The sequence below is a fragment of the Actinophytocola sp. genome, from assembly GCF_035712165.1.
In the GTDB taxonomy this organism is placed as follows: Bacteria; Actinomycetota; Actinomycetes; order Mycobacteriales; family Pseudonocardiaceae; genus DASYTH01.
The window spans coordinates 18,354-43,312 of the sequence record NZ_DASTBH010000229.1 but is presented as its reverse complement, the minus strand read 5'-3'; the positions used below and the strand labels follow the sequence as shown (position 1 = coordinate 43,312).

The 24,959-nt window shown below is 72.1% G+C and carries 21 protein-coding genes; 6 read left to right on the top strand and 15 right to left on the bottom strand.

Features of this window, described 5'->3' with window-relative positions; all coding sequences use genetic code 11:
• Positions 1-48 precede the first annotated feature (48 nt).
• On the bottom strand, positions 49-864 hold the full coding sequence (locus VFO68_RS13110; protein ID WP_325158524.1) for a DUF6299 family protein: 816 nt from the start codon (positions 862-864) through the stop codon (positions 49-51).
• A gap of 331 nt (positions 865-1,195) precedes the next feature.
• On the opposite strand from VFO68_RS13110, the gene VFO68_RS13105 reads away from it, so the two are divergent.
• The gene (locus VFO68_RS13105; protein ID WP_325158523.1) at positions 1,196-1,930 is read left to right on the top strand and encodes a class I SAM-dependent methyltransferase; all 735 of its coding nucleotides are present in this window, start codon (positions 1,196-1,198) and stop codon (positions 1,928-1,930) included.
• Positions 1,931-2,045: 115 nt separating this feature from the next.
• On the opposite strand, the gene VFO68_RS13100 is transcribed toward VFO68_RS13105, so the two are convergent.
• From VFO68_RS13100 to VFO68_RS13065, 8 genes are read right to left on the bottom strand one after another with little or no spacing between them, the layout of a single operon-like run.
• The gene (locus VFO68_RS13100) at positions 2,046-4,472 is read right to left on the bottom strand and encodes a phosphoketolase family protein (RefSeq protein WP_325158522.1); all 2,427 of its coding nucleotides are present in this window, start codon (positions 4,470-4,472) and stop codon (positions 2,046-2,048) included.
• 31 nt (positions 4,473-4,503) lie between these two features.
• Positions 4,504-5,565: a serine/threonine protein phosphatase gene (locus VFO68_RS13095; RefSeq protein ID WP_325158521.1), complete on the bottom strand. Its 1,062-nt coding sequence runs from the start codon at positions 5,563-5,565 to the stop codon at positions 4,504-4,506.
• A gap of 3 nt (positions 5,566-5,568) precedes the next feature.
• A complete protein-coding gene (locus VFO68_RS13090) occupies positions 5,569-6,990 on the bottom strand; it encodes a glucosaminidase domain-containing protein (protein ID WP_325158520.1) in 1,422 nt (473 codons plus the stop codon).
• Positions 6,991-7,021: 31 nt separating this feature from the next.
• Positions 7,022-8,170 (bottom strand): acyl-CoA dehydrogenase family protein, encoded by a 1,149-nt coding sequence (locus VFO68_RS13085; RefSeq protein ID WP_325158519.1) that lies wholly within the window; start codon positions 8,168-8,170, stop codon positions 7,022-7,024.
• A gap of 1 nt (position 8,171) precedes the next feature.
• Positions 8,172-10,388 carry an iron-containing redox enzyme family protein gene (locus VFO68_RS13080; protein WP_325158518.1) on the bottom strand — a complete coding sequence of 739 codons (2,217 nt, stop codon included), beginning with the start codon at positions 10,386-10,388 and terminating at the stop codon, positions 8,172-8,174.
• 22 nt (positions 10,389-10,410) lie between these two features.
• Positions 10,411-11,346 (bottom strand): hypothetical protein, encoded by a 936-nt coding sequence (locus VFO68_RS13075; RefSeq protein ID WP_325158517.1) that lies wholly within the window; start codon positions 11,344-11,346, stop codon positions 10,411-10,413.
• A gap of 7 nt (positions 11,347-11,353) precedes the next feature.
• Positions 11,354-12,124 (bottom strand): thioesterase II family protein, encoded by a 771-nt coding sequence (locus tag VFO68_RS13070; RefSeq protein WP_325158516.1) that lies wholly within the window; start codon positions 12,122-12,124, stop codon positions 11,354-11,356.
• A gap of 5 nt (positions 12,125-12,129) precedes the next feature.
• A complete protein-coding gene (locus tag VFO68_RS13065) occupies positions 12,130-13,071 on the bottom strand; it encodes a DMT family transporter (RefSeq protein ID WP_325158515.1) in 942 nt (313 codons plus the stop codon).
• A gap of 158 nt (positions 13,072-13,229) precedes the next feature.
• Between VFO68_RS13065 and VFO68_RS13060 the strand changes: the two genes are divergently transcribed.
• Genes VFO68_RS13060 through fabG form a run of 5 tightly spaced genes read left to right on the top strand, consistent with a single transcriptional unit; the run spans position 13,230 to position 17,329 of the window.
• A complete protein-coding gene (locus tag VFO68_RS13060; RefSeq protein WP_325158514.1) occupies positions 13,230-13,484 on the top strand; it encodes an acyl carrier protein in 255 nt (84 codons plus the stop codon).
• A complete protein-coding gene (locus VFO68_RS13055) occupies positions 13,481-14,713 on the top strand; it encodes a beta-ketoacyl-[acyl-carrier-protein] synthase family protein (protein ID WP_325158513.1) in 1,233 nt (410 codons plus the stop codon). Before VFO68_RS13060 ends, VFO68_RS13055 begins: the two co-directional genes overlap by 4 nt.
• Complete coding sequence (locus VFO68_RS13050) at positions 14,710-15,756, top strand: beta-ketoacyl synthase N-terminal-like domain-containing protein (protein WP_325158512.1); 1,047 nt, start codon at positions 14,710-14,712, stop codon at positions 15,754-15,756. The genes VFO68_RS13055 and VFO68_RS13050 overlap by 4 nt, the downstream gene beginning before the upstream one ends.
• Entirely contained in the window at positions 15,753-16,601 is an 849-nt protein-coding gene (locus tag VFO68_RS13045; protein ID WP_325158511.1) for a hypothetical protein, read from the top strand. Before VFO68_RS13050 ends, VFO68_RS13045 begins: the two co-directional genes overlap by 4 nt.
• Positions 16,598-17,329, top strand: a complete 732-nt coding sequence (fabG, locus tag VFO68_RS13040) for a 3-oxoacyl-[acyl-carrier-protein] reductase (protein ID WP_325158510.1) — start codon at positions 16,598-16,600, stop codon at positions 17,327-17,329. The genes VFO68_RS13045 and fabG overlap by 4 nt, the downstream gene beginning before the upstream one ends.
• Here the strand turns inward: fabG and VFO68_RS13035 are convergent.
• From VFO68_RS13035 to VFO68_RS13010, 6 genes are all read right to left on the bottom strand, one after another.
• Positions 17,305-18,015 (bottom strand): hypothetical protein, encoded by a 711-nt coding sequence (locus tag VFO68_RS13035; protein WP_325158509.1) that lies wholly within the window; start codon positions 18,013-18,015, stop codon positions 17,305-17,307. The two genes, fabG and VFO68_RS13035, sit on opposite strands and share 25 nt — an antisense overlap.
• Positions 18,012-19,127, bottom strand: coding sequence for a C45 family peptidase (locus VFO68_RS13030; RefSeq protein ID WP_325158508.1), 1,116 nt, complete (start codon positions 19,125-19,127; stop codon positions 18,012-18,014). The genes VFO68_RS13035 and VFO68_RS13030 overlap by 4 nt, the downstream gene beginning before the upstream one ends.
• A complete protein-coding gene (locus VFO68_RS13025; RefSeq protein WP_325158507.1) occupies positions 19,124-19,732 on the bottom strand; it encodes a GNAT family N-acetyltransferase in 609 nt (202 codons plus the stop codon). The genes VFO68_RS13030 and VFO68_RS13025 overlap by 4 nt, the downstream gene beginning before the upstream one ends.
• 94 nt (positions 19,733-19,826) lie before the next feature.
• Positions 19,827-20,093 carry a hypothetical protein gene (locus VFO68_RS13020; RefSeq protein ID WP_325158506.1) on the bottom strand — a complete coding sequence of 89 codons (267 nt, stop codon included), beginning with the start codon at positions 20,091-20,093 and terminating at the stop codon, positions 19,827-19,829.
• Complete coding sequence (locus VFO68_RS13015) at positions 20,083-21,582, bottom strand: AMP-binding protein (RefSeq protein ID WP_325158505.1); 1,500 nt, start codon at positions 21,580-21,582, stop codon at positions 20,083-20,085. Before VFO68_RS13015 ends, VFO68_RS13020 begins: the two co-directional genes overlap by 11 nt.
• Complete coding sequence (locus VFO68_RS13010; RefSeq protein WP_325158504.1) at positions 21,579-24,896, bottom strand: amino acid adenylation domain-containing protein; 3,318 nt, start codon at positions 24,894-24,896, stop codon at positions 21,579-21,581. The genes VFO68_RS13015 and VFO68_RS13010 overlap by 4 nt, the downstream gene beginning before the upstream one ends.
• Positions 24,897-24,959: the final 63 nt, after the last annotated feature.

Here is a 24,959-nt window from a genome sequence, read left to right as displayed (position 1 = left end):
AGGGTGGCCGAACCCAACGGGTCGGACCACCCCTGCCGCGGTGTCAGGTCACCGGCCGGAGCGGAGCCGGACCACCTCGAGGGTCTGGTAGATGTTGCAGCCCAGGCGGTTGCAGCCGGCCACGAGGGCGATCGTCGCGGCCAGGCCGGGCTTGAACTTGCCACTCTCGGGAGTGACCTCCGCGCTCCACTTGAACTTGCCGCCGCAGGCCAGGTCTGGCACGTCGAAGCTGCCGCTCACCTGGACGCCGCCCCGCTGCTCCTGCTGCAACTGGCCCTGTACCACGGTGAACTCGGCCGTGCCGATGCACTCGTAGGTGCCGGAGACGGTGGCGGTGCCGGTGCGCGGGTTCACCCGGCCGACATCGTTGACCGTCATCGACACCGTGGGCGGCAGTTCGGCCTCGGTGACCTCGATCGTGAGCTGACCGCCGACCACGTCCGGGTTGTCGCTGAACGCCATCAGGTAATAGGTTTCGCCCACCACCGGCTGGAACGCGACCGCCTGCGGGCCGCAGGTGACCAGGGACAGGTTGCCGGGTGTCCCGGTGGCCACGATGACGCCGGCGGTGAAGTCGGACTGCGCGACGTCCACCAGGTACGCGGGCACGTCCCGGCCTTCGATCGTGTACCAGACGCTGCCGTTGGTCGCCGGGGCGCCGCAGTTGGTGTTGATCGCGGCGTCCTCGGCGTCGGTGGTCGCCTCGGTCGTGTTCACCGTCTCGCTGAACGGAATGGCGGTAATGGCCGTCGCACCCGTGATGACGTCATTGGACGGTGGTGCGGCCATCGCCGGTAGCGCACCGACCAGGACCATGGCCGCCGTGGCGGACACGAGCCCGAGCAGTTGACCGGTTCGTGCCACAGTTTTCAAACCCATGGGTTCCCCTTACTCTCCTGTGCAGAAGAACGGGTGCCTTCGTCACACCCGTCACTGATCTTGACGATCCCGGCCGCGAAAACGTTGCGCGGCTACGAAAGAAAGCCGGAAAAAGATCCGGCCCATGAAATGTGGTCAGCGCAGAGGCAACTGCCGTGATGGGCGTTCCCCTACGCCCACATCCCCTTACAAGAACAGAAAATCCCTCAGTTTCAATGGCCTCGACAACGAGGCGCGGCCAGGCTACCGCAGATGTGAAGCGGGTGTCCAGTAGCGGATTGTTTGCCATACAAGCGGTTCAACTAGGATCGGTTTCATGCGACAGGAGGAGATCTGGGACGCCGAGGCGGCCGCGAACTACGACACGCCGGGCACGGGGATGTTCGCCGCCGAGGTGCTGACGCCGGCGGTCGACCGGTTGGCCGAGCTCGCCGGAGACGGGGCCGCCCTCGAGTTCGCCGTGGGAACCGGGCGGCTGGCCGTTCCGCTGGCTGCCCGCGGCGTGCGGGTCACCGGGATCGAGCTGTCCGCGCCGATGATCGCCCAGCTGCGCACCAAGGCCGACGCGGCCGCCATCCCGGTGGTCGAGGGCGACATGGCCACCGCGCACGCGCCGGGCGAGTTCACGCTCGTCTACCTGGTCTACAACACCATTTCCAACCTGTTGACCCAGGCCGAGCAGGTCGCCTGCTTCCGCAACGCGGCGCGGCACCTGCGTCCGGGCGGGCGGTTCGTGATCGAGCTGGAGGTGCCCCAGCTCCGCCGGCTGACGCCGGGGCAGTCGGCCCTGGTCTTCCACCACGAACCCGGCTACATCGGCCTGGACACCTACGATCCGGTGCGGCAACTGCTTGTCTCGCACCACTTCCGGTTCGGCACCGACCGGCAGGCGCGGCTGTTCCGCAGCCCGCACCGCTACATCTGGCCCGCCGAGCTGGACCTGATGGCCCAACTAGCCGGCTTCACCCTGGAAACCCGCCACGCCGACTGGACCGGCGCCGCCTTCACCGCCGACTCCCCCAGCCACGTATCGACCTACCGCCTACTGTGACCAACCCCCCACCCAACCGCCACCTCAGGGGACCGTGACGCCACCCCAGCCACAATCCACCCGACACCGCACCGTCTCCCGAAAACGCAACAACCCGCATAAAATCCAGGAGAGGCTACTCAGACCAGGTCCAGTCGCGGATGTCGGCGGGGTCCTCGAAGTGCTCGTGCGCGTAGGTGGTGGCCTCGGCGAGCCGGCCGTCCAACTGGGCCAGTAGTTCCGGCGCCCGGTCGGCGAGCCGGGGCACCCGGCGGATGGCCTCGGCGGCCAGATGGAAGCGGCTCATCTCGTTGAGCACCACCATCTGGAACGGCGTCGTGGTGGTGCCCTGCTCGTTGAAGCCGCGCACGTGGATGCGGCCCACGTTCGGATGGCCGTGCACGATCTCGTGGATCGCCCGCTGGTAGCCGTGGAAGGCGAAGACCACCGGCTTGTCCGCGGTGAACAGCTCGACGAACTGCTCCTCGGTGCTGCCGTGCGGGTGGTACTTCGCGGGGAACAACCGCATCAGGTCGACCACGTTCACCAGCCGCACCCGCAGGTCCGGGACGAGCTGGCGCAGATGCCAGGCCGCCGCAACGGTTTCCTGGGTCGAGATGTCGCCGGCACAGCCGAGCACCACGTCCGGATCCTCCCCGTCGTGGGTGCTGGCGCGCTTCCAGACGGACGCGCCGTTGGCGCAGTGCTGGATCGCCGTGTCGATGTCCAGGAACTGCAGTTGCGGCTGCTTGTCGATGACGATGAGGTTCACGTAGTTGCGGCTGCGCAGGCAGTGGTCGGCGACCGAGAGCAGGCAGTTGGCGTCCGGCGGCAGGTAGATGCGGGTCACCGTGCCGCGCTTGGTCAGCATGACGTCGATCAGGCCCGGCCCCTGGTGGCTGAACCCGTTGTGGTCGTTACGCCAGCAGGTCGAGGTGAGCAGGATGTTCAGCGAGGCCACCGGCGCGCGCCAGTCCAGGTTGACCGCCTCCTGCAGCCACTTGGTGTGCTGCACCACCATCGACGCGGCGACCATCGCGAACGCCTCGTAGGTGGCGAACACGCCGTGCCGCCCGGTCAGCGTGTAGCCCTCCAGCCAGCCCTCGCACAGGTGTTCGCTGAGCACCTCGAGCACCCGGCCGTCCGGCGAGACGTGGTCGTCGATGTCCAGGGTGCGGCCGACGAAGCAGCGGTTCTCCACCTCGAACACGTTGCCGAGCCGGTTGGAGTTCGTCTCGTCCGGGCAGAACAGCCGGAAGTTCGCCGCCTCGGCGTTGCGCACGTACACGTCGCGCAGCAGCTTGCCGAACTGCCGGGTCGACTCCTGGTGCACCGTGCCCGGCTGCTCGACCTCGACGGCATAGTCCCGGAAGTCGGGGATGTCCAGGTTCACCAGCACCTTGCCGCCGTTGGCGACCGGGTTCGCGCTCATCCGGCGCTCGCCGGTGGGCGCAAGCGCGGCGAGGTCGGCGACCAGGCGGCCGTCCTCGTCGAACAGCGTCTCCGGCCGGTAGGACCGCAGCCAGACGTCGAGCTGGGCCAGATGCTCGGGGTTGGCGCGGACGTCGGCCATCGGAACCTGGTGGGAGCGGAAGGTTCCCTCGGCCGGCAGCCCGTTGACCTCCTTGGGCCCGGTCCAGCCCTTGGGGGTGCGCAGCACGATGGCCGGCCAGCGCGGCCGCTCGAAGACGCCGTGCCGCCGGGCCTCGTCCTGGATGGTCCGGATCCGGTCGTAGCACCAGTCCAGGGTCGTGGCGAACGACTGGTGCACCCGGGCCGGGTCGTCGCCCTCGACGAAGAACGCCTCGTAGCCGTTGCCGCGCAGGAAGGCGTGCAGGTCCTCGTCGGTGTCGCGGCCGAGCACGGTGGGGCCGCTGATCTTGTAGCCGTTCAGGTGCAGGATCGGCAGCACCGCGCCGTCCCGGGCCGGGTTGAGGAACGACGTGGCGCGCCAGGCCCCGGCCAGCGGGCCGGACTCCGCCTCGCCGTCGCCGACCACGGCCGCCACGATCAGGTCGGGGTTGTCGAACGCGGCGCCGAAGGCGTGCGACAGCACGTATCCCAGTTCGCCGCCCTCGTGGATCGAGCCGGGCGTCTGCACGCTGACGTGGCTGGGAATGCCGCCCGGCGTGGAGAACCGCCGGCACAGCTGGCGCAGGCCCGCCAGGTCCTGGCTGACCGCCGCATAGACCTCGGAGTAGGTACCCTCCAGGTACGCCTGGCCCACCAGCGCCGGACCGCCGTGCCCGGGCCCGGCCAGATAGATCACGCTGGCGTCGCGCTCCGTGATCAGCCGGTTGAGGTGCACGTAGATCAGGTTCAGGCCCGGCGAGGTCCCCCAGTGGCCGAGCAGCCGCGGCTTGATGTGCTCGGGCCGCAACGGCTCACGCAGCAGCGGGTTGTCCAGCAGGTAGATCTGGGCCACGGTCAGGTAGTTCGCGGCATCCCAGTAGCGCAGCACCTGCTTGAGCGCCTCGGCCGAGAGCGGGCCTGCGGTCACCGCATCGTGCCCGTTGGCGGTGCGCACCGCGCTGGACGTTGTGACGTCGAACTCGTACTCCATCGAGAAATCCCCACGTCGACGGTTTTCCGCATCATCGTGGGGGCCGGAACCGGGGGGCCTCATCCCTGCCGGATGAGTTCTGGACGGCGCCGAACGGAGGGCCGGGGTACTCCGCCTGCAGGTCCCGGTCGAACAGCTTCCAGTAGAAGGCGTTCATCCGCGCGGCGGCGGGTGCGTGCCGGGCCAGGATGGCGGCCACGACCGGGGGAACGTCAGCCGGAACCGAGCCTTCGGCGCACCGCAGCACGTACTCGTTGCGGACGGCCGGACCGGCGCTGCCCGGCACCCCGCAGACCTCGGTCACCAGCCAGTTGACCAGTCGCATGGCGGCGTAGCCGGCATCGTGGGTGGCGTGGCGTTCGGCGAAGTCGCGCTCGGCGGGCGAGAGCTCGAAGCGCGGCGAGGTCGCCAGGCCGAAGTCGGTGAGGTAGAGCCGCTCCCCGTCGGTGCGCAGGTTGCCGAGGTGACCGTCCATGTGCAGCAGTTCCCGGCCGCGCAGGAACGTCACGATCTGGGCGAACTGCCGCTCGACCGTGGCGGCCTTGCCGACCGGGTCCACGCGCAGCCAGTCGGTCGCCGGGTACGGGATGTACTCGCAGAACAGCACGAGGCTGCGCGACGCGGCAGCCAGCGCTTCCAGGCGGGCCCGCACGGCCGGGCTGCCACCGAAGGCGGCGACGACCGCGTCGATGTCGGCGTGTTCGGCGGCGACCGGCGCCCGGCCGGGCAGCACCCGCCAGTGGTAGAGCAGCGGGAACGAGCGCGTCCGGCCGGCCAGCACGGCGTCGGTGACGATGTCGTTCGCGGCCAGCTCGCGCCACGCGCTGAATCCCGGGCCGCCGACGCCGTACTGGCAGAACACCGGCAGGCCGAACAGGTTCGCCGTGCTGCCCGGGTGGGCCAGCTCCCGGTCGGTCAGCGGGATCCGCTTGACGAACACCGGCGTCCCGTCGACGTCCACCACCGCGGTGCCGCCGCCCACCCCCACGCCGCCGGCCCGCTCCGGGCGCACGAGCGCGGCGAGGTCGGCGTCACCGAGGGAGGCCAGCACCGCCGAGAGCCGCCGGTGCCGGGCGCCGCGGGCCGTCGCCATGCCTTAGGTGAAGAACAGCGCGGCCGGGTTGGTCACGCGGGTGGCGAGGAGGGTGGGGGTGGTGGTGGTCCAGGGGGTGAAGGCGTAGCCGATGTTGTGGTGGGCGTGCACCTCGCCGGTGGTGGGGTTGACGGTCATGAGGTCGGCCCGGCCGTCGCCGTCGAGGTCGCCGAACTTGGCGGTGCGGCTGGGGGTTGCGGTGGCGATCACGACGCTGGCCCCGCCCCAGGGCATGGTGGCGAAGCCGGCGGCGTTGCGCCAGGCGCGCAGGGTCGCGTCCGGGGAGCCGGCGACGATGTCGGACCGGCCGTCGGCGTCGAGGTCGGCGAAGAAGGTCGCACCGGGGTCGAAGCCGGTCGCGATCACCACGCTGGCCCCGCCCCACGGCATGGTGGCGAACCCGGCGACGTTGCGCCAGGCGCGCACGGTGCCGCCGGGTTCGATGCTGATCACCTCGGCCCGGCGGTCGCCGTCGAGGTCGGCGAACCGGATCCGGGCCGGGTCGGTGAACCCGGTCCCGACCACCACACTGGCCCCGCCCCACGGCATGGTGGCCAGGCCCGCCACGTTGTGCCAGGCACGCACCTCGCCCGTCGCCGGCTGCACGGCGGCGAAGTCGGTTCGGCCGTCCCCGTCGAGATCGGTCCACCGGGCCCGGGCCGGGTCGACGATCCCGTTGGCCACCAGCACGTTGCCGGGCGCCCACGGCGCCGGGGCGAACCCGCCGGCGTTGTACCGGGCGTGGGCCTCGCCGCCGGCCGACACCGTCACCAGTTCGGCCCGCCCGTCGCCGGACAGCGACGGGCCGGGCACCCGGTTGCCGAACTGGTAGAGGTTCCAGGTGACCATCAGCCGGATCACCTTGTCGGCGTAGGCCGGATCGGTCGCGTAGCGGCGGGCGACCTCCCGGGCGAACCGGTCCGGGTCGGTCAGGTAGCGGAACGCCGACGCGTAGTACGGGCTGGTGCTCAGATGCCGGCCGTAGTCGGCGAACGAGTCCGCCATCGAGGCGTACACCCGGAAGTAGGCGGTCACCGGCGCACAGACCGGGGTGCATTCCCGGGTCGGGTACGGGCGGCAGCCGATCGCGATCGGGCCGGGCGTGCCGGCGTTGGCGCACTTGAACCCGTAGAAGTTCTTGCCGGCCGTGGAAAGCGCGCTGCGGCCCCAGTTCGACTCCAGGATCGCCTGGGCGAGGCCGACCGCGGCCGGCACCCGGTAACCGGCCATCACCGCCTGCGCCGCCGGAGCGGCCACGCGGATGAACTCGGACTCGACGCCCGCGACGGGGCGCAACGCGGCGTCGCGGGAGCCCTGCTGACCGGACTGCTCGACCACCGGGTCGGTGTCCGGCGCGGCCACCGCCTCGCCGGCACCGGCCAGGAACAAGGCCAGCAGCACGCCGGCCACCGTCGCTGCCTTCATGAACGGTAAGTCAACCACCGGACACGGTGGGTCACCGGGGCAGGGTGGTGGCGATGACGGCCTTCTGGATCTCGGTGGTGCCCTCGTAGATGCGCAGCGAGCGGATCTGGCGGTAGAGCCGTTCCGGGACGCTGTCGCTGACCAGGCCGGCGGCGCCGAAGATCTGCACGCAGGCGTCCACGATCTCCTGCGCGGCCTCGGTGGCGTAGGCCTTGGCGATGCTGGAGTGGTGGGCGAAGCGGCGGTTGCCGGTGTCGGCCTCCCAGGCGGCGCGGGCCACCAGCAGGGCGGCGGCGTTCAGCTTGATCCGGATGTCGGCCAGCGTGGTCCGGATCGTCGGCAGGTCGAACAGCCGCCCGTCGCCCAGCGGGCGCGTTCTGGCCCGGGACAGCGCGGCGTCGGCGGCCCGGCGGGCGAACCCGACCGCCGCCGCGCCGACCGTCATGCGGAACCGGTCGAGCAGGTCCATGGCCACGGCGAAACCGCCGCCCGGCTTGCCGAGCACCGCGTCGTCGCCGACCCGGCAGCCGGTGAACTCGAGGTGTGCCAGCGGGCGGGGGGCGATCATCGCGACCCGCTCGGCGACCCGCACGCCGGGCGTGTCGGCGGGAACCAGGAAGGCGGTCAGACCCAACGCCCCCGGACCGTCGCCGGTCCGGGCCACCACGCAGTGCAGGCCGGCGGTGCTGCCGTTGGCGATCCAGGCCTTCGACCCGTCCAGGACGTAGCCGCCCGCCGTGCGGCGCGCGGTCAGGGCCAGCCCGGCGACGTCGGACCCGTGCTCCGGCTCGGACAGGGCGAACGAGCTGATCAGTTCGCCGGCGGCGATCCGGGGCAGGTAGCGCGCCTGCTGCGGTTGCGTGCCGAACCGGGCGATCGGGTGCGCGGCCAGGGCCTGGATGGCGAAGGCATGGTCGGCGAGGTCGTCGGCGTAGGCCAGCGCCTCCCGGGCCAGGCACAGCGACCGGAGGTCCATTGTGGACTCTTCGGCGGGGTCCAGGAAGGCGAACCAGCCGTCGGCGCCGAGCGCCCGCTGGATGGCCCGGCCGGTGTGCTCCGGATCGCCGTTCGCGTTCCACAGCGCGGTGTTCGACGCGCACCAGTCCTCGATCCGCTTGGCCAGGTCCAGATGGGCCGGATCGTAGAACGGCAGCGCGAGAATCTCCTCGTCGAGGGCCATGTCAGATCGCCAGTTCCGCGCCGGTGTCGGCCGGTTCGGCGGTCCCGTCGAGGTCGCGCACCAGCTGGTGCTCGGCGAAGTAGGCGAACGAGGCGTAGCCGCGCCAGATCCGCCGCCATTCGCCCTCCACCGCGGCGGTTCCGAGGCCGTGCGCGACATCGTCCAGATAGGACACGATCACGTCGGTCGCCTGCCGCGAATGGCCGGCGGAGATGTTGTCGATGGACAGGTGGGCCTCCTCGTAGGAGGTGTCCAGGCCGTGCCGGCGCAGCTTCTCGATCTCGTGCATGCGCAGCTCGCCGAGGCCGTACATCTCGATGGCCAGGTTGTAGCCGAGGATCTCGTTGTAGAAGGTGTCCGGGAACAGCGACAGGCACATCTGGTGGATCGCGGAGCGGTACTGCCCGTGCGTGTCCGGCAGCACGTCCTGGTCGCGGAACGCGGCGTCCCGGATGTGCGGCAGCCACACGGAGAAGTCGTCCAGCACCTGGTGGATCAGGGTGAGGTGGTTCTTGCGCAGGTCGCCCCGGCCCATCTCGTCCAGGTAGATCGAGAACAGCAGCCCGTCGCTGCGCCGGTGGTAGCGCCCGGCGTTGCCGATCCGGTGTGCCCAGGCGCCGTCGATCAGGTTGCCCAGCGCGTACGCGGTCTGGCCGAAGATCACCTCGTCCCGGTCCGGAATCTCGGTCAGCGGCCGGTACGGCGCCATCTGCTTGTCCCAGTAGATCCGCTCGACCCGGTCCAGCAGCGCCTCGGGGGAGTAGTCGAAGTAGCTCGCGTCGGTGTACCGGCCCCGGGCGCCGTGCTCGAACAGCAGCTCCGCCGCGACCAGGCCCTCGATCGCGCGTTGCCGGGCCAGCGGAAGGGTGTTGGCGAAGTGCTCGATGTTGACCAGCCGGTAGAGCAGTTCGCGGTCGTCGACCGGCGCCGGGTCGGTGAACCGCACGTCCTGCGGAGCCGCCGCGGCGATCGCGGCGCTCCAGGCCGCCGCGCGACCGTCGCCGACCGTGTTGTCCGACAGCTCGATCGGCTCCAGCGCACCGGTCTGCACCTGCCGGACCCAGGCGGCGAACGTGGCCGCCTCGTGCTCGTCGAAGATGCCGAACATGGGGCCGCCGAACCGGATCGCCTCCAGGAACCGGCAGCTTCCGGTGCGCATCGGCTTCACCTGGCGGGACCGGCGGAACTCGTCGAGGAACGCGGCGACGTCGAAGGCGGGATCCTCGAACGTCTCGGTGAGCAGCCGGCCGCGCACCCGCACGCCGCGGTGCTGGGCGCCGGCGTACGGCGCGTGCCGGGCCACGATCGCGGCGACCTGGGCGTCCAGGGACAGGCCGGCGTGCCAGCCGGCCAACTCGGCCAGCAGCGCGACATGCTCGCGTTCCAGATCGAGCACCAGCCGGACCGCCGCGGCCAGCCGGGCCCGGTCGGCGGCACCGGTCGGCGAGTCGTGCGTCAGCGCCAGGTACTCGGCGAGCGAGGCGCGTAGCGCCGGCTCCGGCAGCGGTCCGGGCCGGCCGGACAGCAGGTCGTCGACGCCCAGCGCATGGAAGGCGTAGTGCACGCCGATCACCTCGGGCATGAAGCTCGCCGGCAGCCGGGACAGCGCCAGGTAGAAGCCGGCGTGCACGGCGGTGAGCGGCCGGAGCTCCGCGCGGGCGACGAACTGCGCCGACCCGATGGGCGGAAGGTGGACCCCGGACTCGGCCAGTTCGCGGTACCGAATCTGCTGCACGGATCGTTCCACGATCCCCTCGCCCTTGAGCAGCAGGTGGTCCTTGAGCAACCGGTTGACGATCACCGAGGGCTGGGTTGCCGGCTGGGACAGCATGTCCAGCCAGCAACCGGCGAGCAGGCCCAGGACCGCCCGCTCCCGGCGCACCACCCGGCGGGCCGGCTCGCCGGCCACCAGGTCCGCGACCGCGGCGGCCAGTCCGGCCCGTGCCGCGCCGACCTCCCCGGCGATGGCGTCGGCGGTGCTGGGGCCGGGGGAATCCGTTGTGCCGGCAGCGGTTGCGGACAGCATGGCGTGCAGGATGCCGCGCGCGGCCAGCAGCGCGGCCTCGGACTCCTGGTCGCGCAGCAGCCGCTGCAGGATCTCCGCCGGTGGTCCGGCCAGGATGGCCGCGGCCTGGGTGCGGGTGCTCGAGCTGAACTCGAAGGTGGTCAGCGCCGAGGAGGTGATCCGGTCCGGCAGCTGGAAGGTGGCCTGGGCCATGGTGTCCCCTCGTCTCGACTGGTCAGCGGGTGGGATCGGGCAGACTCCGCAGCAGCACACCGATCCGCGACCCGGGCACGCTGGAGGCGAGCAGGTAGTACCCGCCGGCCGACACGTGTCCGGCCGCGGTGCGGTCGACCAGGTTGATGATCGGGTCGGCCGCGAAGCAGTGCCCGACCCGCGCGATGTTGGCGGTGTAGAGCTGCGCCGGGGTGAACCCGGCCTGCATCTCCTTGAGCATCACGATCGGCGTGAAGATGTTGGCGTGCATCAGCCCGGCCACCGCGTCGAGGGTCAGGCCGAACGGCTTCAGCAGGGCATCGTTGACCTGCCGGCTCAGCTCCGGGCTGATCTCGTTGGCCCAGTCCAGCTCGGCCACCCGGTTGGCCGCCGCGCAGCCCAGCAGCTCGAACCCGCCGGGCACCTCGGACTCGGCGGTCACCAGGCAGCTTGCCGCGCCATCGCTGAACAACGCGAACTTCTCCAGCCGCATGGCCTCGTCGTCGACCCGGTCGGTGGTGACCACCAATACCCGGCGGTGCCGGCCGCTGCGCACCAGCGCGTCGGCGACCTGGAGGCCGGCCAGCAGGTTGGTGCAGCGGTTGATGCCGACGCCGAGGTAGTCGGCGTCGGGCACACCGAGTCCGGACAGGACGGTCTGGGCGAAGCTGCCGTGCACCCGGGTGCCGGCCGGGAAACCGGTGGAGCACAGCACCACCGCGTCCAGGGCGGCCGGATCGAGCCCGGCGGCGGCCAGCGTCGCCGATCCGGTCCGCACGGCCAGGTCCGCGATGCTGCGTTCGGTGCGGCGCACCGTCCCCCAGCCCCACAGGTCGGGTTTGGGCAGCATGCGGAACTCGGCCACCCGGGCGTCCAGGTCGACGATCGACGTGTACGGCAGTTCGATCTCACCGAGCACGTAGTGCGGCGCGGTCAGCATGACCCCCGATGTCCCCATGGCTCCCCTAGATGACTTCGACGTGCTGGTCGGTCGAAATGTCCACATCGGACGCGAGCGCGGTCAGGGTGTCCAGCACGGCCGCCGGGTGGTCGTCGAAGTAGAAGTGCCCGCCGGGATGCCAGTGCCGGTCCGGCGGCGCGCTGAACTCCCGGCGCCAACCGTCGATCGTCGAGTCCGCGACGTGCCAGTCGTCCCGCCCGTTGATCAGCGTCCCGGTCAGGGCGAGCGGTGCGGCCGGCCGGTACCGGTACTCCGCGATCAGGCGCAGGTCGGCCCGCAAACCGGGCAGCAGCAACTCCTGCAGTTCCTCGTCGGCGACGATCTCCGGGGCCAGGCCCTCGTACTTCCCGGCCATCTCGGCGAACTCGCGGCCGGTCAGGCCGGCCGCCCACACCAGGTACTCGGTCGGCATCAGCGCGGGCGCGACGCAGCCGGACAGCACGAGCCCGCGCACCGCCGGGGTGTCCCGGAGCAGCCGGGCGGCCTCGAAGGCGACCAACGCCCCGAAGCTGTGGCCGAACAGGATGACCGGCCGGTCGGCGTGCGCGGAGATCGCGTCCGCGGCGCCGATGGCCAACTCGCCGATGCTCGCCGGCGGCGGTTCGGCGAACCGGTGTGCGCGGCCGGGGGCGCACACGACGAGCAGTTCCGCGACCGGCGCGAGTGCCGGCTGCCAGGTCAGGTAACCGCGTGGATCGCCGCCCCCGTGCGGAAAGCAGAAGATCCGCACCGGCGCCTGCGAGCCGGCGTCGCCGGACAGAAACCAGGGGGACATCGCCCTCACTCCGCCGCGGCCACCGGCGCGGACTCGCGCGCCGCCGGGGTGGCCGGGGCCGGATCGCGGGGCCGGTCCCGCATCCGGGAGACCGCGACACCGGCCAGGCACAGCACGCCGCCGGCGATCGTCAGGGCGGCCGGGACCTCGCGCAGCACGATCCAGGACAGCGCGACGACCAGCGCCGGGACCACGTAGGTGGTGGCGCCCAAGGCCCCGGCACTGAGCCGGTGCAGCGCGTAGCCCCAGGTGGTGAACGCCAGCGCGGTGGGGAACAGGCCCAGGTAGAGCATGTTCAGGATCGCCGGCGGCGGCGCGGCGGCGACGTCGGACACCAGTTGCGGGGCGAACGGCAGGCAGGCCACCGAGGCGACCACGCAGCCGAACGTGGTGACCTGCACGGCGGAGGCGTGCCGCAGCGCGGGTTTCTGTGCCACCACGCCCCCGGCGAAGGAGGCCGCGGCGACCAGGCAGAGCAGCAGGCCGAGCACCGAGTTGCGACCGCCGCCGGAGACCGAGATGCCGATCACGGCGGTGCCGGCGAACGAGATCGCCAACCCGATCAGCAGGAACCGGGTGATCTTCTCGTGCAGCAGCCGGCTGCTCAGCAGCGCGATCAGGATCGGGCCCACGCCCATGATCAGGGCCGCGGTGCCGGCGTCCACGTTCTCCTCACCCCAGTTCAGGGTGACCATGTAGAGGCCGAACCACAGCACGCCCGAGACGATGATGCCCGGCCAGGCGGCCCGGGCCGGCCAGCCTTCCCTGCGGATCAGCAGGATCGCGCCCAGCACGACCGACGCGGTCAGCATTCGGCCCAGCGCCAGCGCACCGGGCGAGAAATGCGGTGCGGCGGCCCGGATCGCGACGAACGCCGAGGCCCACAGCAGCATGGTGAGCCCGGCGGCGCCCAGCGCCCAGTGCTCTGTCGCGTTGGTACGGTTCATGGTTTCGGCCTCCTGGCAAGGAATCTATCCCCGCCCGGGGTCGGCCCGGCCGGGTCCGGGACACCTTGGCAGCTTCATGTCATCCGCGGCCGCGGAGTCGGACATCCCGGTCACCGGCCGTAGATTTGGGCGCTCATCGAGCCAGGAGGTCGAGCGCCGTGACCGTAGCCGCCGAAAACCGCCGCACCGAGATCCGCACCCTGGTGTGCACGATCCTGGAGATCGAACCGGACGAGGTCAGCGACACCAGCCTGTTCCGCGAGGACCACGGCGCGGACTCGTTGCGGGCGATCGAGATCCTGGCCGCGCTCGAGGAGGAGTTCCACATCAAGATCGACCAGGGTGAGCTGGCCCGGATGGTGAACCTCGCGGGCGTCTACGACGTCGTCGCGGCGGCCCCGGCCCGGGCGTGAGACCGGCCCGCACGCCCCGGCGGGTGGTGGTCACCGGTCTGGGCGTCGTCGCCAGCACCGGTGTCGGCGCCGTCGAGTTCGGCGCGGCGCTGCGCGCGGGTCGCAGTGGCGCTGGACCGCTCACCGCGTTCGACACCACGGGTTTCGACCATTCCGTGGCCTGTGAGGTCAACGGGTTCGACCCGGCCCCCTGGATCGAGCGGCTCGACCGCGCGGAACTGGGCCGGGCCGGCGAGTTCGCGGTGGCCGCGGCCCGGATGGCGGTGGCCGACGCCGGTCTGGGTGTCGAGGCGCTGCGTGCGCTGCCCAGCCTGGTAGCGGTCGGCAGCACCAACGCGGAGTCCCGGGACTTCGACCGGCTGGTCGAGCAGAGCGTCGCGGACGGACCGGCCGGCATGGCGGCGGAACTGGCCCGGCGGGTCAACGCGGGCCGGATGTCCAGTCTGGTCGCCCGGGAGCTGGCGCTGACCGACGTCGAGGCGCTGACCATCTCCACGGCGTGCGCGGCGGGCAACTACGCGATCGGCTACGGGTTCGACGCACTGCGCGCGGGCGACGTCGAGGTGGCGCTCTGTGGCGGGGCAGATGCGTTGTGCCGCAAGACCTTCGCCGGCTTCTACCGAATCGGCGCGATGGCTCCGGAGCGCTGCCAGCCGTTCGACCGCAACCGCAAGGGCATGATCACCGGCGAGGGCGCAGGCGTGCTGGTGCTGGAAAGCCTGGCGTCGGCACAGGCCCGCGGCGCCCGGATCTATGCCGAGGTGCTCGGGTTCGGGCTCAACTGCGACGCCGACCACCTGGTGGCGCCCAACGCCGACAGCGTCGCCCGGTGCATGCGGCTGGCGCTGGACTGTGCCGGGATCAAGCCGGACGAGGTCGACCTGATCTCCGCGCACGGCACCGCGACAGCGGCCAACGATCTCGCCGAGGCGCGGGCGATCCGCCAGGTGTTCGGGGAGAGCCCGCCGCGCACCGTGGCGATCAAGTCGATGCTCGGCCACACCCTCGGCGCCGCCAGCGCACTGGCCGCGATCGGCTGCGCGCTGGCCATCGACGGCGGCTTCATCCCGCCGACCATCAACCATGAGGAGACCGACCCGGAGTGTGCGGTGGACTGCGTCCCCAACACCGGGGTCGCGGCCGACCTGCGGGTCGTGCAGAACAACGCGCTCGCCTTCGGCGGCAACAACGCGGTGCTGCTGCTCGGCCGGTACCAGGAGGGACCGTGAGGACCGTCATCTCCCGGTGGGCGGCGGTGTCGCCGTTCGGCATCGGAGCCGGGTCGCTCGCCGCCGGCGTGCGCGAACGGCGCGGCGGTGTGCTGCCGGTGGACCGCGAACGCTGGCCTGCGCCGGTGCGGCGGGCCGGCCTGGTGCCGGGTTTCGACATCCGGGAGGTGCTCGGCGCCAAGGGAACCCGGACGATGGACCGGATCTCGGCGCTCGCCGCGGCGACCACCGCGGAGTTGTTGCACGGCACGGACGGCGCCCGGCTGCCGGGGGTCGGCTCGGACGCGGGGCTGGTGCTCGGCGTCAACAACGGCAGTGCGCAGAGCATCGCGGACTTCACCCGGGACTCGCTGGTCAAAGAGCGGCCCTACTTCGTCAACCCGGCGCACTTTCCCAACACGGTGATGAACTGCGCGGCGGCCCAGTGCGGGATCCGGTACCAGTTGCGCGGGCCGAACGTCACGGTCGCCGGCGGCCGGTCCTCGGCGCTGCTGGCGCTGAACTACGCCCGCCGGCTGGTGGGCGCCGGCCGGGCCGACGCGGTGCTGTGCGGTGCGGCCGAGGAGTTCTCGGTCACCCGGGCCTGGCTGGAACGGCACGCCGCGACGAACCCGCCGGTGCTCGGCGAGGGGTGCGCGATGCTGCTGGTCGAGCCGGGCGACCGGGCCGGACGGTACGGCCGCGCCGAACTGGCCGAGGTGCTCGCCGTGCGGTTCGGCGTGTTCGACACGGACCCGGCGCAGGCCCTCGCCGACTGTGTGCGGGGCGCGCTGGACGCGGCGGACGTGGCGCCCGCGGACCTCTGGGCGGTGGTGGCCGCGCACGACCCGGAACTGGCCGTGGCCGGCCCGGACCTCCCGCCGGTCCGCCTCTCGGTGACCGAGCTGGTCGGTGACACCCAGGCCGCGGCGGGGGGCATCGGCCTTGCCGCCCTGCTCGCGCTCGCCGCGGACGACCCGGCCGCCGCCGGCCGCGTCGCGCTGGTGTCCACTGTGGACCGAGACGGCACGGTCGGTTGCGTGCTGCTGCGGCTGGGCGCATGACCAGCGGCCCGTGGGTGCTCGCGGTCGAGGGCTGGCCGGTCGTGCGGACCGGCGGCACGGTCAGCGCCGTGCTGCCGGTGCGGCCGGACGAGCCGGTCTTCGCCGGGCACTACCCGGACTTCCCGGTGCTGCCCGGCGTGTGCGTGATCGAGTGCGTGCACCGCACCGCGCTCGCGGACCGGCCGGACGGCACACTGGCTTCGGTCGAGCTCGCCCGGTTCCTCGGCCCGGTCCGGCCCGGCGACGAGTTGTCGATCGAGCTCACCTGGTCGGACACGCCGGCCGGCTGGCGGTGCTCGGCCGAGGTGGCCACCGGCCGTGCCCGGGTGGCTCAGGTGCGGCTGGGCTACCGGACACAACCGCCCGAACTGCCCGCCTCGCCACCGGTTCCGCAGGCGGGACACGCGCTGGGGCTCGACCGGATCAGCGCGCTGCTGCCGCACCGGTACCCGATGCTGCTGCTCGACCGGGTGCGGGACCTGGTGCCGGGCGCGACGCTCACGGCGGTGAAAGCGGTGAGCGGCAACGAACCCTGGCACCGGGACGGCGGCTACCCGGCGGTGCTGGTGATCGAGTCGTGGTGCCAGGCGGCCGGGGTCCTCGCGCCCCCCGGCGACCAGGTGCTCCTGCTCGGTTCGATGACCGGCGTCGACCTGGGCGGACCGGTGCTGCCCGGCGACGTGCTGGAACACCGGGTGCGGCTCGGCACCGTGGTCGGCGACACGGCGATGTTCACCGGCGACTCCACTGTGGACGGACGGACCGTGCTGTCGGTGCGGCGGCTGATGGTGACGACCCGGCCGGCGAGCGAACTGCGGGTGACGGAAGGAGAGCGGGCACGATGACACGGGTGGCGCTGGTGACCGGCGGGTCCCGGGGGATCGGTCGCGCGGTGGTGCTGCGGCTGGCGCAGGACGGCTACGACGTCGGGTTCTGCTACCGCTCGGATGCGGAAGCGGCCCGCGCGGTGGCGAAGGAGGCCGCCGAGCACGGCGGGCGGGTGCACTGCCGGCAGGCCGACGTCTCCGACCCGGCCGCGGTGGCGAACCTGGTCGCCAGTACCGGAACCGAGCTCGGCCCGATCCACACGGTGGTCACCTCGGCCGGGGTGGTGCGCGACGTCCCGCTGGTCATGATGAGCCAGCCGGACTGGGACCAGGTGCTCGACACCAACCTCGACGGCACCTTCCAGGTCTGCCGGACGGTGGTGTTCGAGATGATGAAACGCCGGGCCGGCAACGTGATCACCATCTCGTCGGTGGCCGGCGTGCACGGCAACGCCACCCAGACCAACTACTCGGCGGCCAAGGCCGGCATCATCGGCTTCACCCGCGCGCTGGCCAAGGAGGTCGGCCGGTACGGGATCCGGGCCAACTGCGTCGCGCCCGGCTTCATCGACACCGACATGACCGCGGGCCTGGACGACGCCGTGCTGGCCAGAGCGCGGGAGCGGATCGCGCTCGGCCGGTTCGGCCGGCCCGAGGAGGTGGCCGAACTGGTGGGGTTCCTCGCCTCCGACCGCGCCAGCTACGTAAGCGGGGTGGTGTTTCAGGTGGACGGCGGGATGGGTTGACCGGCGCCGAGCAGACGCAGCTCGGCGGCCCGGGCGCCGGCCTGGAACCGGGACGCCGCACCGATGTCCCGCATGATGTCGGCGACGTAGCGCCGGTAGGTGCGCACCGAGACGCCGAGCCGCCGGGCCGCGACGTCGTCCTTGTAGCCGGCGCTGAGGCAGTCCAGGATGCGCCGGGTCAGGCGGTCCCAACCGGAGGTCACCGGCAGGTTGACCGCACCGGCCGCGCTGGCCGCCTGCCAGGCGCCGGTGAACAGCGCCCGCAGGGCGCGCAGGATCGCCGGGGCGTGCGTCACGATGGCCGGCTCCTCGGACGCCGGCTCCGGGTACACCAGGGCCACCCGGTCGTCCACCATCACCAGTTCGTGCAGCGGTGCCTCGGCCACCCGGACCTGGATGCCGTGCGCGGCGGCCTCGTCGAGGAACCGCAGCCCCGCCGCGGACAGCAGCGCCTCCGGCGAGCAGAGCATCCGCACCGGAACGCCGGCCGCCGGAAGCCGGGCCATCTCGGTGAGCGCCGCACGGGAGTCGTCGGTGCGGCACCGGGCCAGCGACGGCACACAGATCAGTTCGGCGCGGGTCAGCGCGACCAGCCGGCGCAGCGTGACGCCGACCGCGTCCGGACCGGGCGGCAGCTCCACCAGCGAGCGCGCCGGGCTGAGTAGCTGATCCGGCATGGCCGTCATCCCGCGACGCTCACGGTCTGCCCGCACTGGGATCGGCTGGTTGGCGGACCTTGGGGTTGGACTCCCGGCTCACCCAGCGGGACCTGCAACGAGAACACCGCCGCCGACGCGCCCGCCGGCCGCACGTGCAGCTCGCCCCTGGCCGGCAGCAGCACCACGGTCGCCACGGTGCGCTCGCGGGTGATGTCACCCTCGTCCGGCACGTGGATCGGCGGCGCGGACAGCACCGCGAAGTGCTCGTGCGCCCCGGCGTGCTCGGGCAGCGCCTCGACCCCGGCCTGGCACGCCGCCAGCCGGCGCAGCGAGGAGTTGCGCGCGAACACGTTCAGCTCGTCGCGATCCGCGAGATCCGGATGCAGCAGGTGGTTGGTGTGCACCGTCCGGTGCGCCCGGACCACCCGGGTCTCGGTCCCGACGATCTCCAGCCAGGCCGCCGAGTGCGCGTCGCACACCGTGATGGACCGCGAGCTGGCCAGCTTCAACCCGCGCAGCACCGCGATCGCACCGTCCACATCGGACGCGTTGTCCAGCACGTGCCGGATCGCCAGGTACGGCGGCACGCCCGGGGCCCACCGCCCGCCGAGCACCAGGTTGAGCCCCACCGCCAGGCCGTCGGAGTTGAGCCCGAGATAACCGAGCAACCCGGCGAAGCTGAGCACCAACGCCCGCCGGCCCGATCCGGTGACCGCGACGTCGAGCACGGCGAGCTGGTCGTCGAGGTTGCCGTTGAGGTCGATGGTCTGGGCCAGCACCGGGTCCGCGCCACTGAGCGCGTAGGTCGTGCAGTCGCCGTCGGCCCGCACCCGGCGGTAGCCCAGGATCTCCCGGCGCAACTGCAACAGCAGCGCCTCGTCGGGGCTGATCCCGGCACCGGCCGCCAGCCCGCGGATCTCCTCGGCCAGCGCCGGGGTCGCCGCCTCGATCTCGGTGCGGTGGGCGGCGATGGTGTCGCGTAGCCCGGCCATCGTCACCGCCGGCCGCACCAGGTGGTTGAGCCGGCCCAGCCCGTCGCCGAGGAACGCGCGCAGTTGGGCCGCCCGGGCGGCGCCGTGGGCGGCGCCGATGGCGAACGGATCTCCCTCGGCGGCGACGAACGGGACGGTGCGGGTCATCCGGCGCCCAGCCGCACCTTCGGGGCGGCCGCCAGTTGTCGCTTGACCTCCGGCCACTCGGCCCGCAGCACGCTGTAGAACACCGCGTCCCGGCGCCGGCCGCCCGGCATGTAGTTGAAGCTGCGCAGGATGCCCTCCTCGACCGCGCCGATGTTGCGCAGTGCGGCCCGGGCCTGCACGTTCAGCTCGTCGGTCTTGAACTCCACCCGCTCGGCGGCCAGGCGCTCGAAGGCGTGCTCCAGCAACAGGTACTTGGCCCAGCGGTTGAGCCCTTGGCCGCGGAAGTCCCGGCCCAGCCAGGACCAGCCGATCTCGATCCGGGCGTCGGCCTCGGCCAGGTTGCCGTAGCTCATGCTGCCGGCGGCCCGGCCGCTGTGCTTGTCGGTGATGTGGAAGACGACCCGCCGGCCGGCCACGTGGTCGGCGAGCGTGGCGTCGAAGTACCTGTCGTAGTCGGCATCGGTCTCCACCAGGGACACGAAGTACCGCCAGATCTCCGGATCCAGCGCGATCGCGCGCAGCGACTCGCGGTCCGCCGCCGTGACCGGCCGCAGCAGCACGTGCTCGTTCTCCAGCATGGCCGGTGCCAGCTCGACCCAGCTCATCGGTTCGGCACCTCGCAAGCTCGGTGCCGCTCGACCCCGCCGCCTCGCAAGCTCGGCGCCGGGGGAGGGCCTGCTGATTCGCTCGCACGCTCGCTCATCGGCTCACCACCTCGTTCCGGGACAGGGCGGTGACCACGTCGCCGAGGGTGCGCATGCGGGCCAGGTCGTGCTCGGTGAAGCAGGACACCGGCACCCCGGTCGCGTCGCACACGGCGGTCATGAAGAGCACCTTGTTGAGCGAGCTCAACCCGTACTCGTTGACCATGTCGAGGTCGAGTTGGAGCTCCGCGGGAGCGATCCCGAGGTCGAGTGCCTCGGCCAGGCAACTCCGCGCGGCGCGCTCGATGTGGTCACCGTGCATGGATTCCCTTTCGGTGGTCCTCGATCTCGGAGCGGTAGAGGTCGAGGATCCGGTTGCGTTGCGGTTTGTACTGCGAGGTGAGCGTGTTGTTCTGGATGCTGAACCGCGGCCGGGCGATGACCACCTTGCGCAGTTGCTCGTCGCCGCCGAAGACGGCGTTGGTGTGCCGCAGCGCCGTGCTGATCGCGGCCTCGTCCGCCGGCTCGGTGGCCGGCGACACCACCGCCACCAGATGGGTGCGGTCCGCGCAGAGCACCACGCACTCCTCGATCGCCGGGCTGGTCTTCATCCGCTCCTCGATCGGCCGCACGACGATCTTCCGGGCGTTGTCCAGCACGATCACATCGTCGGCGCGGCCCCGGATGTAGAGGAAACCGTCCTCGTCGAAGTAGCCGAGGTCGCCGGTGCGGACCACGCCGTCCGGGCCGAACACCCGCTCGGACTCGCCGGGCGCGGCGTACTCGTAGCGCCGGTTCACCGGATGGTCGCTGCGCACGCTGATCACGCCGTGCTCGTCGAGCAGCACCTGCTTGCCCGGCAGCACCGTGCCCACGCTGCCTTCCCGGTGCGCGCCGGGATGGTTCTTGGTCACGATGCAGGTCTCGTTGAGCCCGTAGCCCTCGAAGATCGGCAGGCCCACCCCGGTGAAGAAGCGCAGCACGTCGGCGCTGGCCGGAGCCGACCCGGTCCACAGGTAGCGGATCCGGTCGCCGAACAGGGCCCGCGCCGCCTCGGCCGGGGCGCCGGACCGCGACGCGATGTGCTTGCGGGCCGTCTCGAAGAACCCCGGCACCCCCATCACCACGGTGGGCCGGGTGGCGCGCAGCGCGACGAAGGCCGCCTCGTAGGTGCTGACCGTCACGTCGTGGCCGAAGCACAGCGCCGAGTAGATCCAGTACCGCTGCTGCAGCAACGACAACGGCAGGAACACGAACAGGTCGTCGCCGTCGGTGTGCTGGAACATCTCCTGCACCGCGCGCAGCGAACTATCGATGCTGCCCACGCTCGCGGCCAGCGCCTTGGGCTGCCCGGTGCTGCCCGAGGTGAACTTCAGCGTGGTCACGTCCTCGGCCGCGTAGCGCACTGCCGGCAGGTCCGGCTCGGCGGAACCGGCGGCCAGCGCGCGGATCGTGCCGATGTCCAGGATCTGCGGCGTGTCCCCGGCCCGGTCGGTGAACAGCAGCCGCAACCCGTAGCGGGCCGGCAGTTCGCCGGCGGCGTACTTGCCGAACTCGAACCCGGCGGTCACCGCCTGCAGGCGCAGCGCCGCGAGGTCGAGCAGCACCCATTCCAGACAGTTCGGCGCCAGGATGCCGATCCGGTCGCCCGGCCCGATCCCGAGCTCGCGCAGTCCCTGTGCCACCCGTCCGGCCATCGCGTACAGCTCGGTCAGCTCGATCGACTCGGTGGCGTCCAGCCGGGCGAAGCGGATCCGGTGCCCGGGCGACGGTGGCCCGGACACGATGCGGTTGACGATCGAGTACGTCATCGCGGACGGCCCGCTCCGGCGGCCAGTTCGGCCGTCACGTAGCCCGCCATCGCCCGCGCGGTGATCAGGTCGGTCAGCCGTTGCATCGGGATGGACACCCCGAACTCCTTGCGGACGGCGGTGACGATGCGCGCCGCGTCGATCGAGTTGCCGCCCAGGTCGAAGAAGTTGGCGTCCGGTCCGACCTGGTCGGTCTTGAGCACCGAGGCCCACAGCCGGGCGACGGCCAGCGTGGTCTCCGACGCCGGGCCGCTCTGCGGTGGCGGCGCCGAACGCGGCGCGCTGGTGTGGGCCGCCAGCGCGGTCCGGTCGACCTTTCCGTTGCGGGTCAACGGCAACCGGGGGTGCCAGACGAACTCGGCCGGCACCAGGTAGGCCGGCAGCGTGGCGCCGAGCCGCTGCCGCAGCCAGTCGTCCGCCGGGCGCTCGCCTGCGCCGGGCACCAGGTGCGCGACCAGCCGGTCACCGCCGGCCCGCTGCTGGCGCACCACCACTGCCTGACCGACTCCATCCAATGTGGACAGAGCGGCCTCGATCTCGCCGGCCTCCACCCGGTAGCCGTTGACCTTGAGCTGATGGTCGGCGCGGCCGAGGATCTCGATGTCGCCGTCCGGCAGGTAGCGGCCGAGATCGCCGGTGGCGTACCGGCGTTCGCCGCGCTCGGCGTCGAACCGGAACCGTTGCGCGGTGCGGGCGTCGTCCGCCCAGTAGCCGCGGGCCAGTCCGGTGCCGGCCGCCCAGATCTCGCCGGTGACCCAGTCCGGAGCGTCCATGCCGTCCGGATCCAGGACGTAGGCCCGGTTGTTGGCGTTGGGCCGGCCGTACGGGATGGCGCCGCGCTGTTCGTCCTCGGGCGTGATCGGATGCAGGATGTTCCAGATCGTGGTCTCGGTCGGCCCACCGAGGGAGACCAGGTCCAGGTCGGGTTTCAGCCGGCGCAGGGCGGCCGGAAGCTCCGGCGGGATCCGGTCCCCGCTCATCATCACCAGGCGCAGCGTGGCCAGATCCCCGGTCCCGTCCAGCACCGCCTGGTCGTGCAGCAGCGAGACGATGGCCGGCACCGAACTCCACACCGTCACGCCGGCCGCGCCGCACAGCCGCAGCCAGTGCGCCGCGTCGGCGGCCCGGTCCGCGTCCGGCAGCACGATCGCCGCCCCGGCGGACAGCGCGCCGAACACGTCGTAGACGGACAGGTCGAAGCTGAACGCGCTGATCCCGAACAGCCGGTCCGCCGGGCCGATCCCGAACCGGCGGTTGCAGTCGGCGACCACGTTGGCTGCGCTGCGCCTGCTGATCATCACGCCCTTGGGCGTTCCGGTGGTGCCGGAGGTGTAGAGCACATAGGCGAGGTCGTCCGGTCCGGCGCCGGGCAGCGGCGGCGGGTCGCCCGGATCCTCCGCCGGCGCCGGCAGGTTCGCGTCCAGCCGGAGCACGGCGGCGCCGGCGATGTCGGTGTCGGTGTTGGTGAGCACGTGCCGCACCCGCCCGTCCCGCAACAGGAACTCGCGGCGGGCGGCCGGAAGGTCCGCGTCGATGGGAAGATAGGCGGCGCCGGCCAGCACGGTGCCGAGCATGCCGATGATCTGCTCCGGGCCGCGGCGCAGCACCAGGCCGACCAACTCGTCGCGGCCGGCCTGCCCGGCCCGCAGCCACGCCGCGACGTGCCGGACCCGGCGCAGCAGTTCGCCGTAGCTCATCGTGGCCCACGCGGTGATGACCGCCGCCGCGTCCGGGTCGCGCTCGGCGGCCGCCACGAAGGCATCCGCGAGCATCGGCTCGACGAGCGGCGTCGCGGTGCCGTTGGCCCGGGCCCGGCGGTCGCGCTGCGCGGCGGGCAGCAGGTCGAAGCGGGACATCGACCAGGCCCGCTCCTCGGTCAGCCGGGTCAGCATGGTCCGGTAACCGGCGAACAGGTCGTCCAGCAGCCCGGGCGGGAACAGCTCGTCCACCGCGTCGACCTTGATCAGCAACCCGGCCGGCCGCTCGGCGGCGAACACGTTGACCCACATCTGCGGGGTCTGGCTGACCGAGTACACCTCCGGCCCGAACAGCTCGAGGCAGGAACCGTCCAGGCCGTCCGGCAGGTTGCCGATGGTGCTGTTGAACGTGAACGGCATCCGCGCCGCCGTGGGGTCGCCGCGCCGCCTGGCCAGCTCACGCAGCACCTCGATGCCGGAGAAGTGCCGGTTGTCCACGTCGCGGTGCATCCGCTCCTGCAACGCCCGTGCACGGTCCACAAAGGACAGTTCGCGGCCGGTGGCGATCTCGACCAGCATCGGGTCGGAGAAGTTGCCGATGGCGCCGGCGATCCGGGGGTGGATCGGCAGCCGGTTGGCCACGGTGGTGGTGATCGTGAAGCGCGGACCGGCGCCCCAGGCGGCCAGCGCCTCGGCGTAGGCGGCCAGCAGCACCGTGGACGGCGTGAGCCCGGCGCGCTGTGCGTGTGCCTTCACCTGTGCCCAGGCGGGTGCGTCCAGGCACACCGCGCGCGGCACGAACCGGGGCCGGCTGATCGCCGAGGGATCCTTGGCCAGCGGCAGGTTCGGGTGGGGTGCGAGGTCGTCGACCCGGTCCAGCCAGTAGGCCCGGGACCGCTGGGCGGGCGCCTTGCCCGCGGTGGCCCGCAGGGCGGCGACGAACTCGGCGAACGAGGCCTCGTCCCGGTCCACCGGGCCGTTCTGGTAGGCCTGCCACCAGTCCCGGTAGAACAGGAACGCACTCATGCCGTCGGCGACCAGCCCGTCCAGGCCGATGTGCAGCACCATCCGGTCGTCGGCCAGGATCGTCACACCGACGGCCACCAGCGGCGCCGTGTCCACCGGCAGGATCCGGTGCGACCGCTCGTGCCGCAGCCGCTGCCGGTCGCGCTCCTGCTCGGCCGGGTCCCGGTCGCGCAGGTCGAGCCGCTGGATCCGGACGTCGACCGGCCACGGCTGTTCGACCTGCCGGTTGTCGGCGAACGTGGTGCGCAACATGCCGTGCCGGCGGACCACGTCCCGCAGCGCCGCCTCGAGCCGGTCGATGTCCCAGACGCCCTCCACCTCGCCGTAGGCGTAGCTCGCGACGTTGCCCAGTTCGAAGTCGCCGCCCCGGCCCACCAGATAGCTCTGCTGCAACGGGGTCAGCGGGAAACCGTCCGGCCGCGCCGGAGCCGCCGTCAGGTGGGCGATCAGCTCCGCCTTGTGCGACTTGATCCGGGCGATGAGCGCGGAGTCCATCTGCTCCCGGGGACCCCGCAGCCGAAGCTCGCTTCCAGCCGCGCTGATGCGCAGGCCGCGGGCCTCGATCTCGGCGATCACGTCGGTGGGGCTCATGACGTCACCTCGCAAGCTCGGTGACGTCCGATCCGCCGCCTCGCAAGCTCGGCGCCGGGGCTG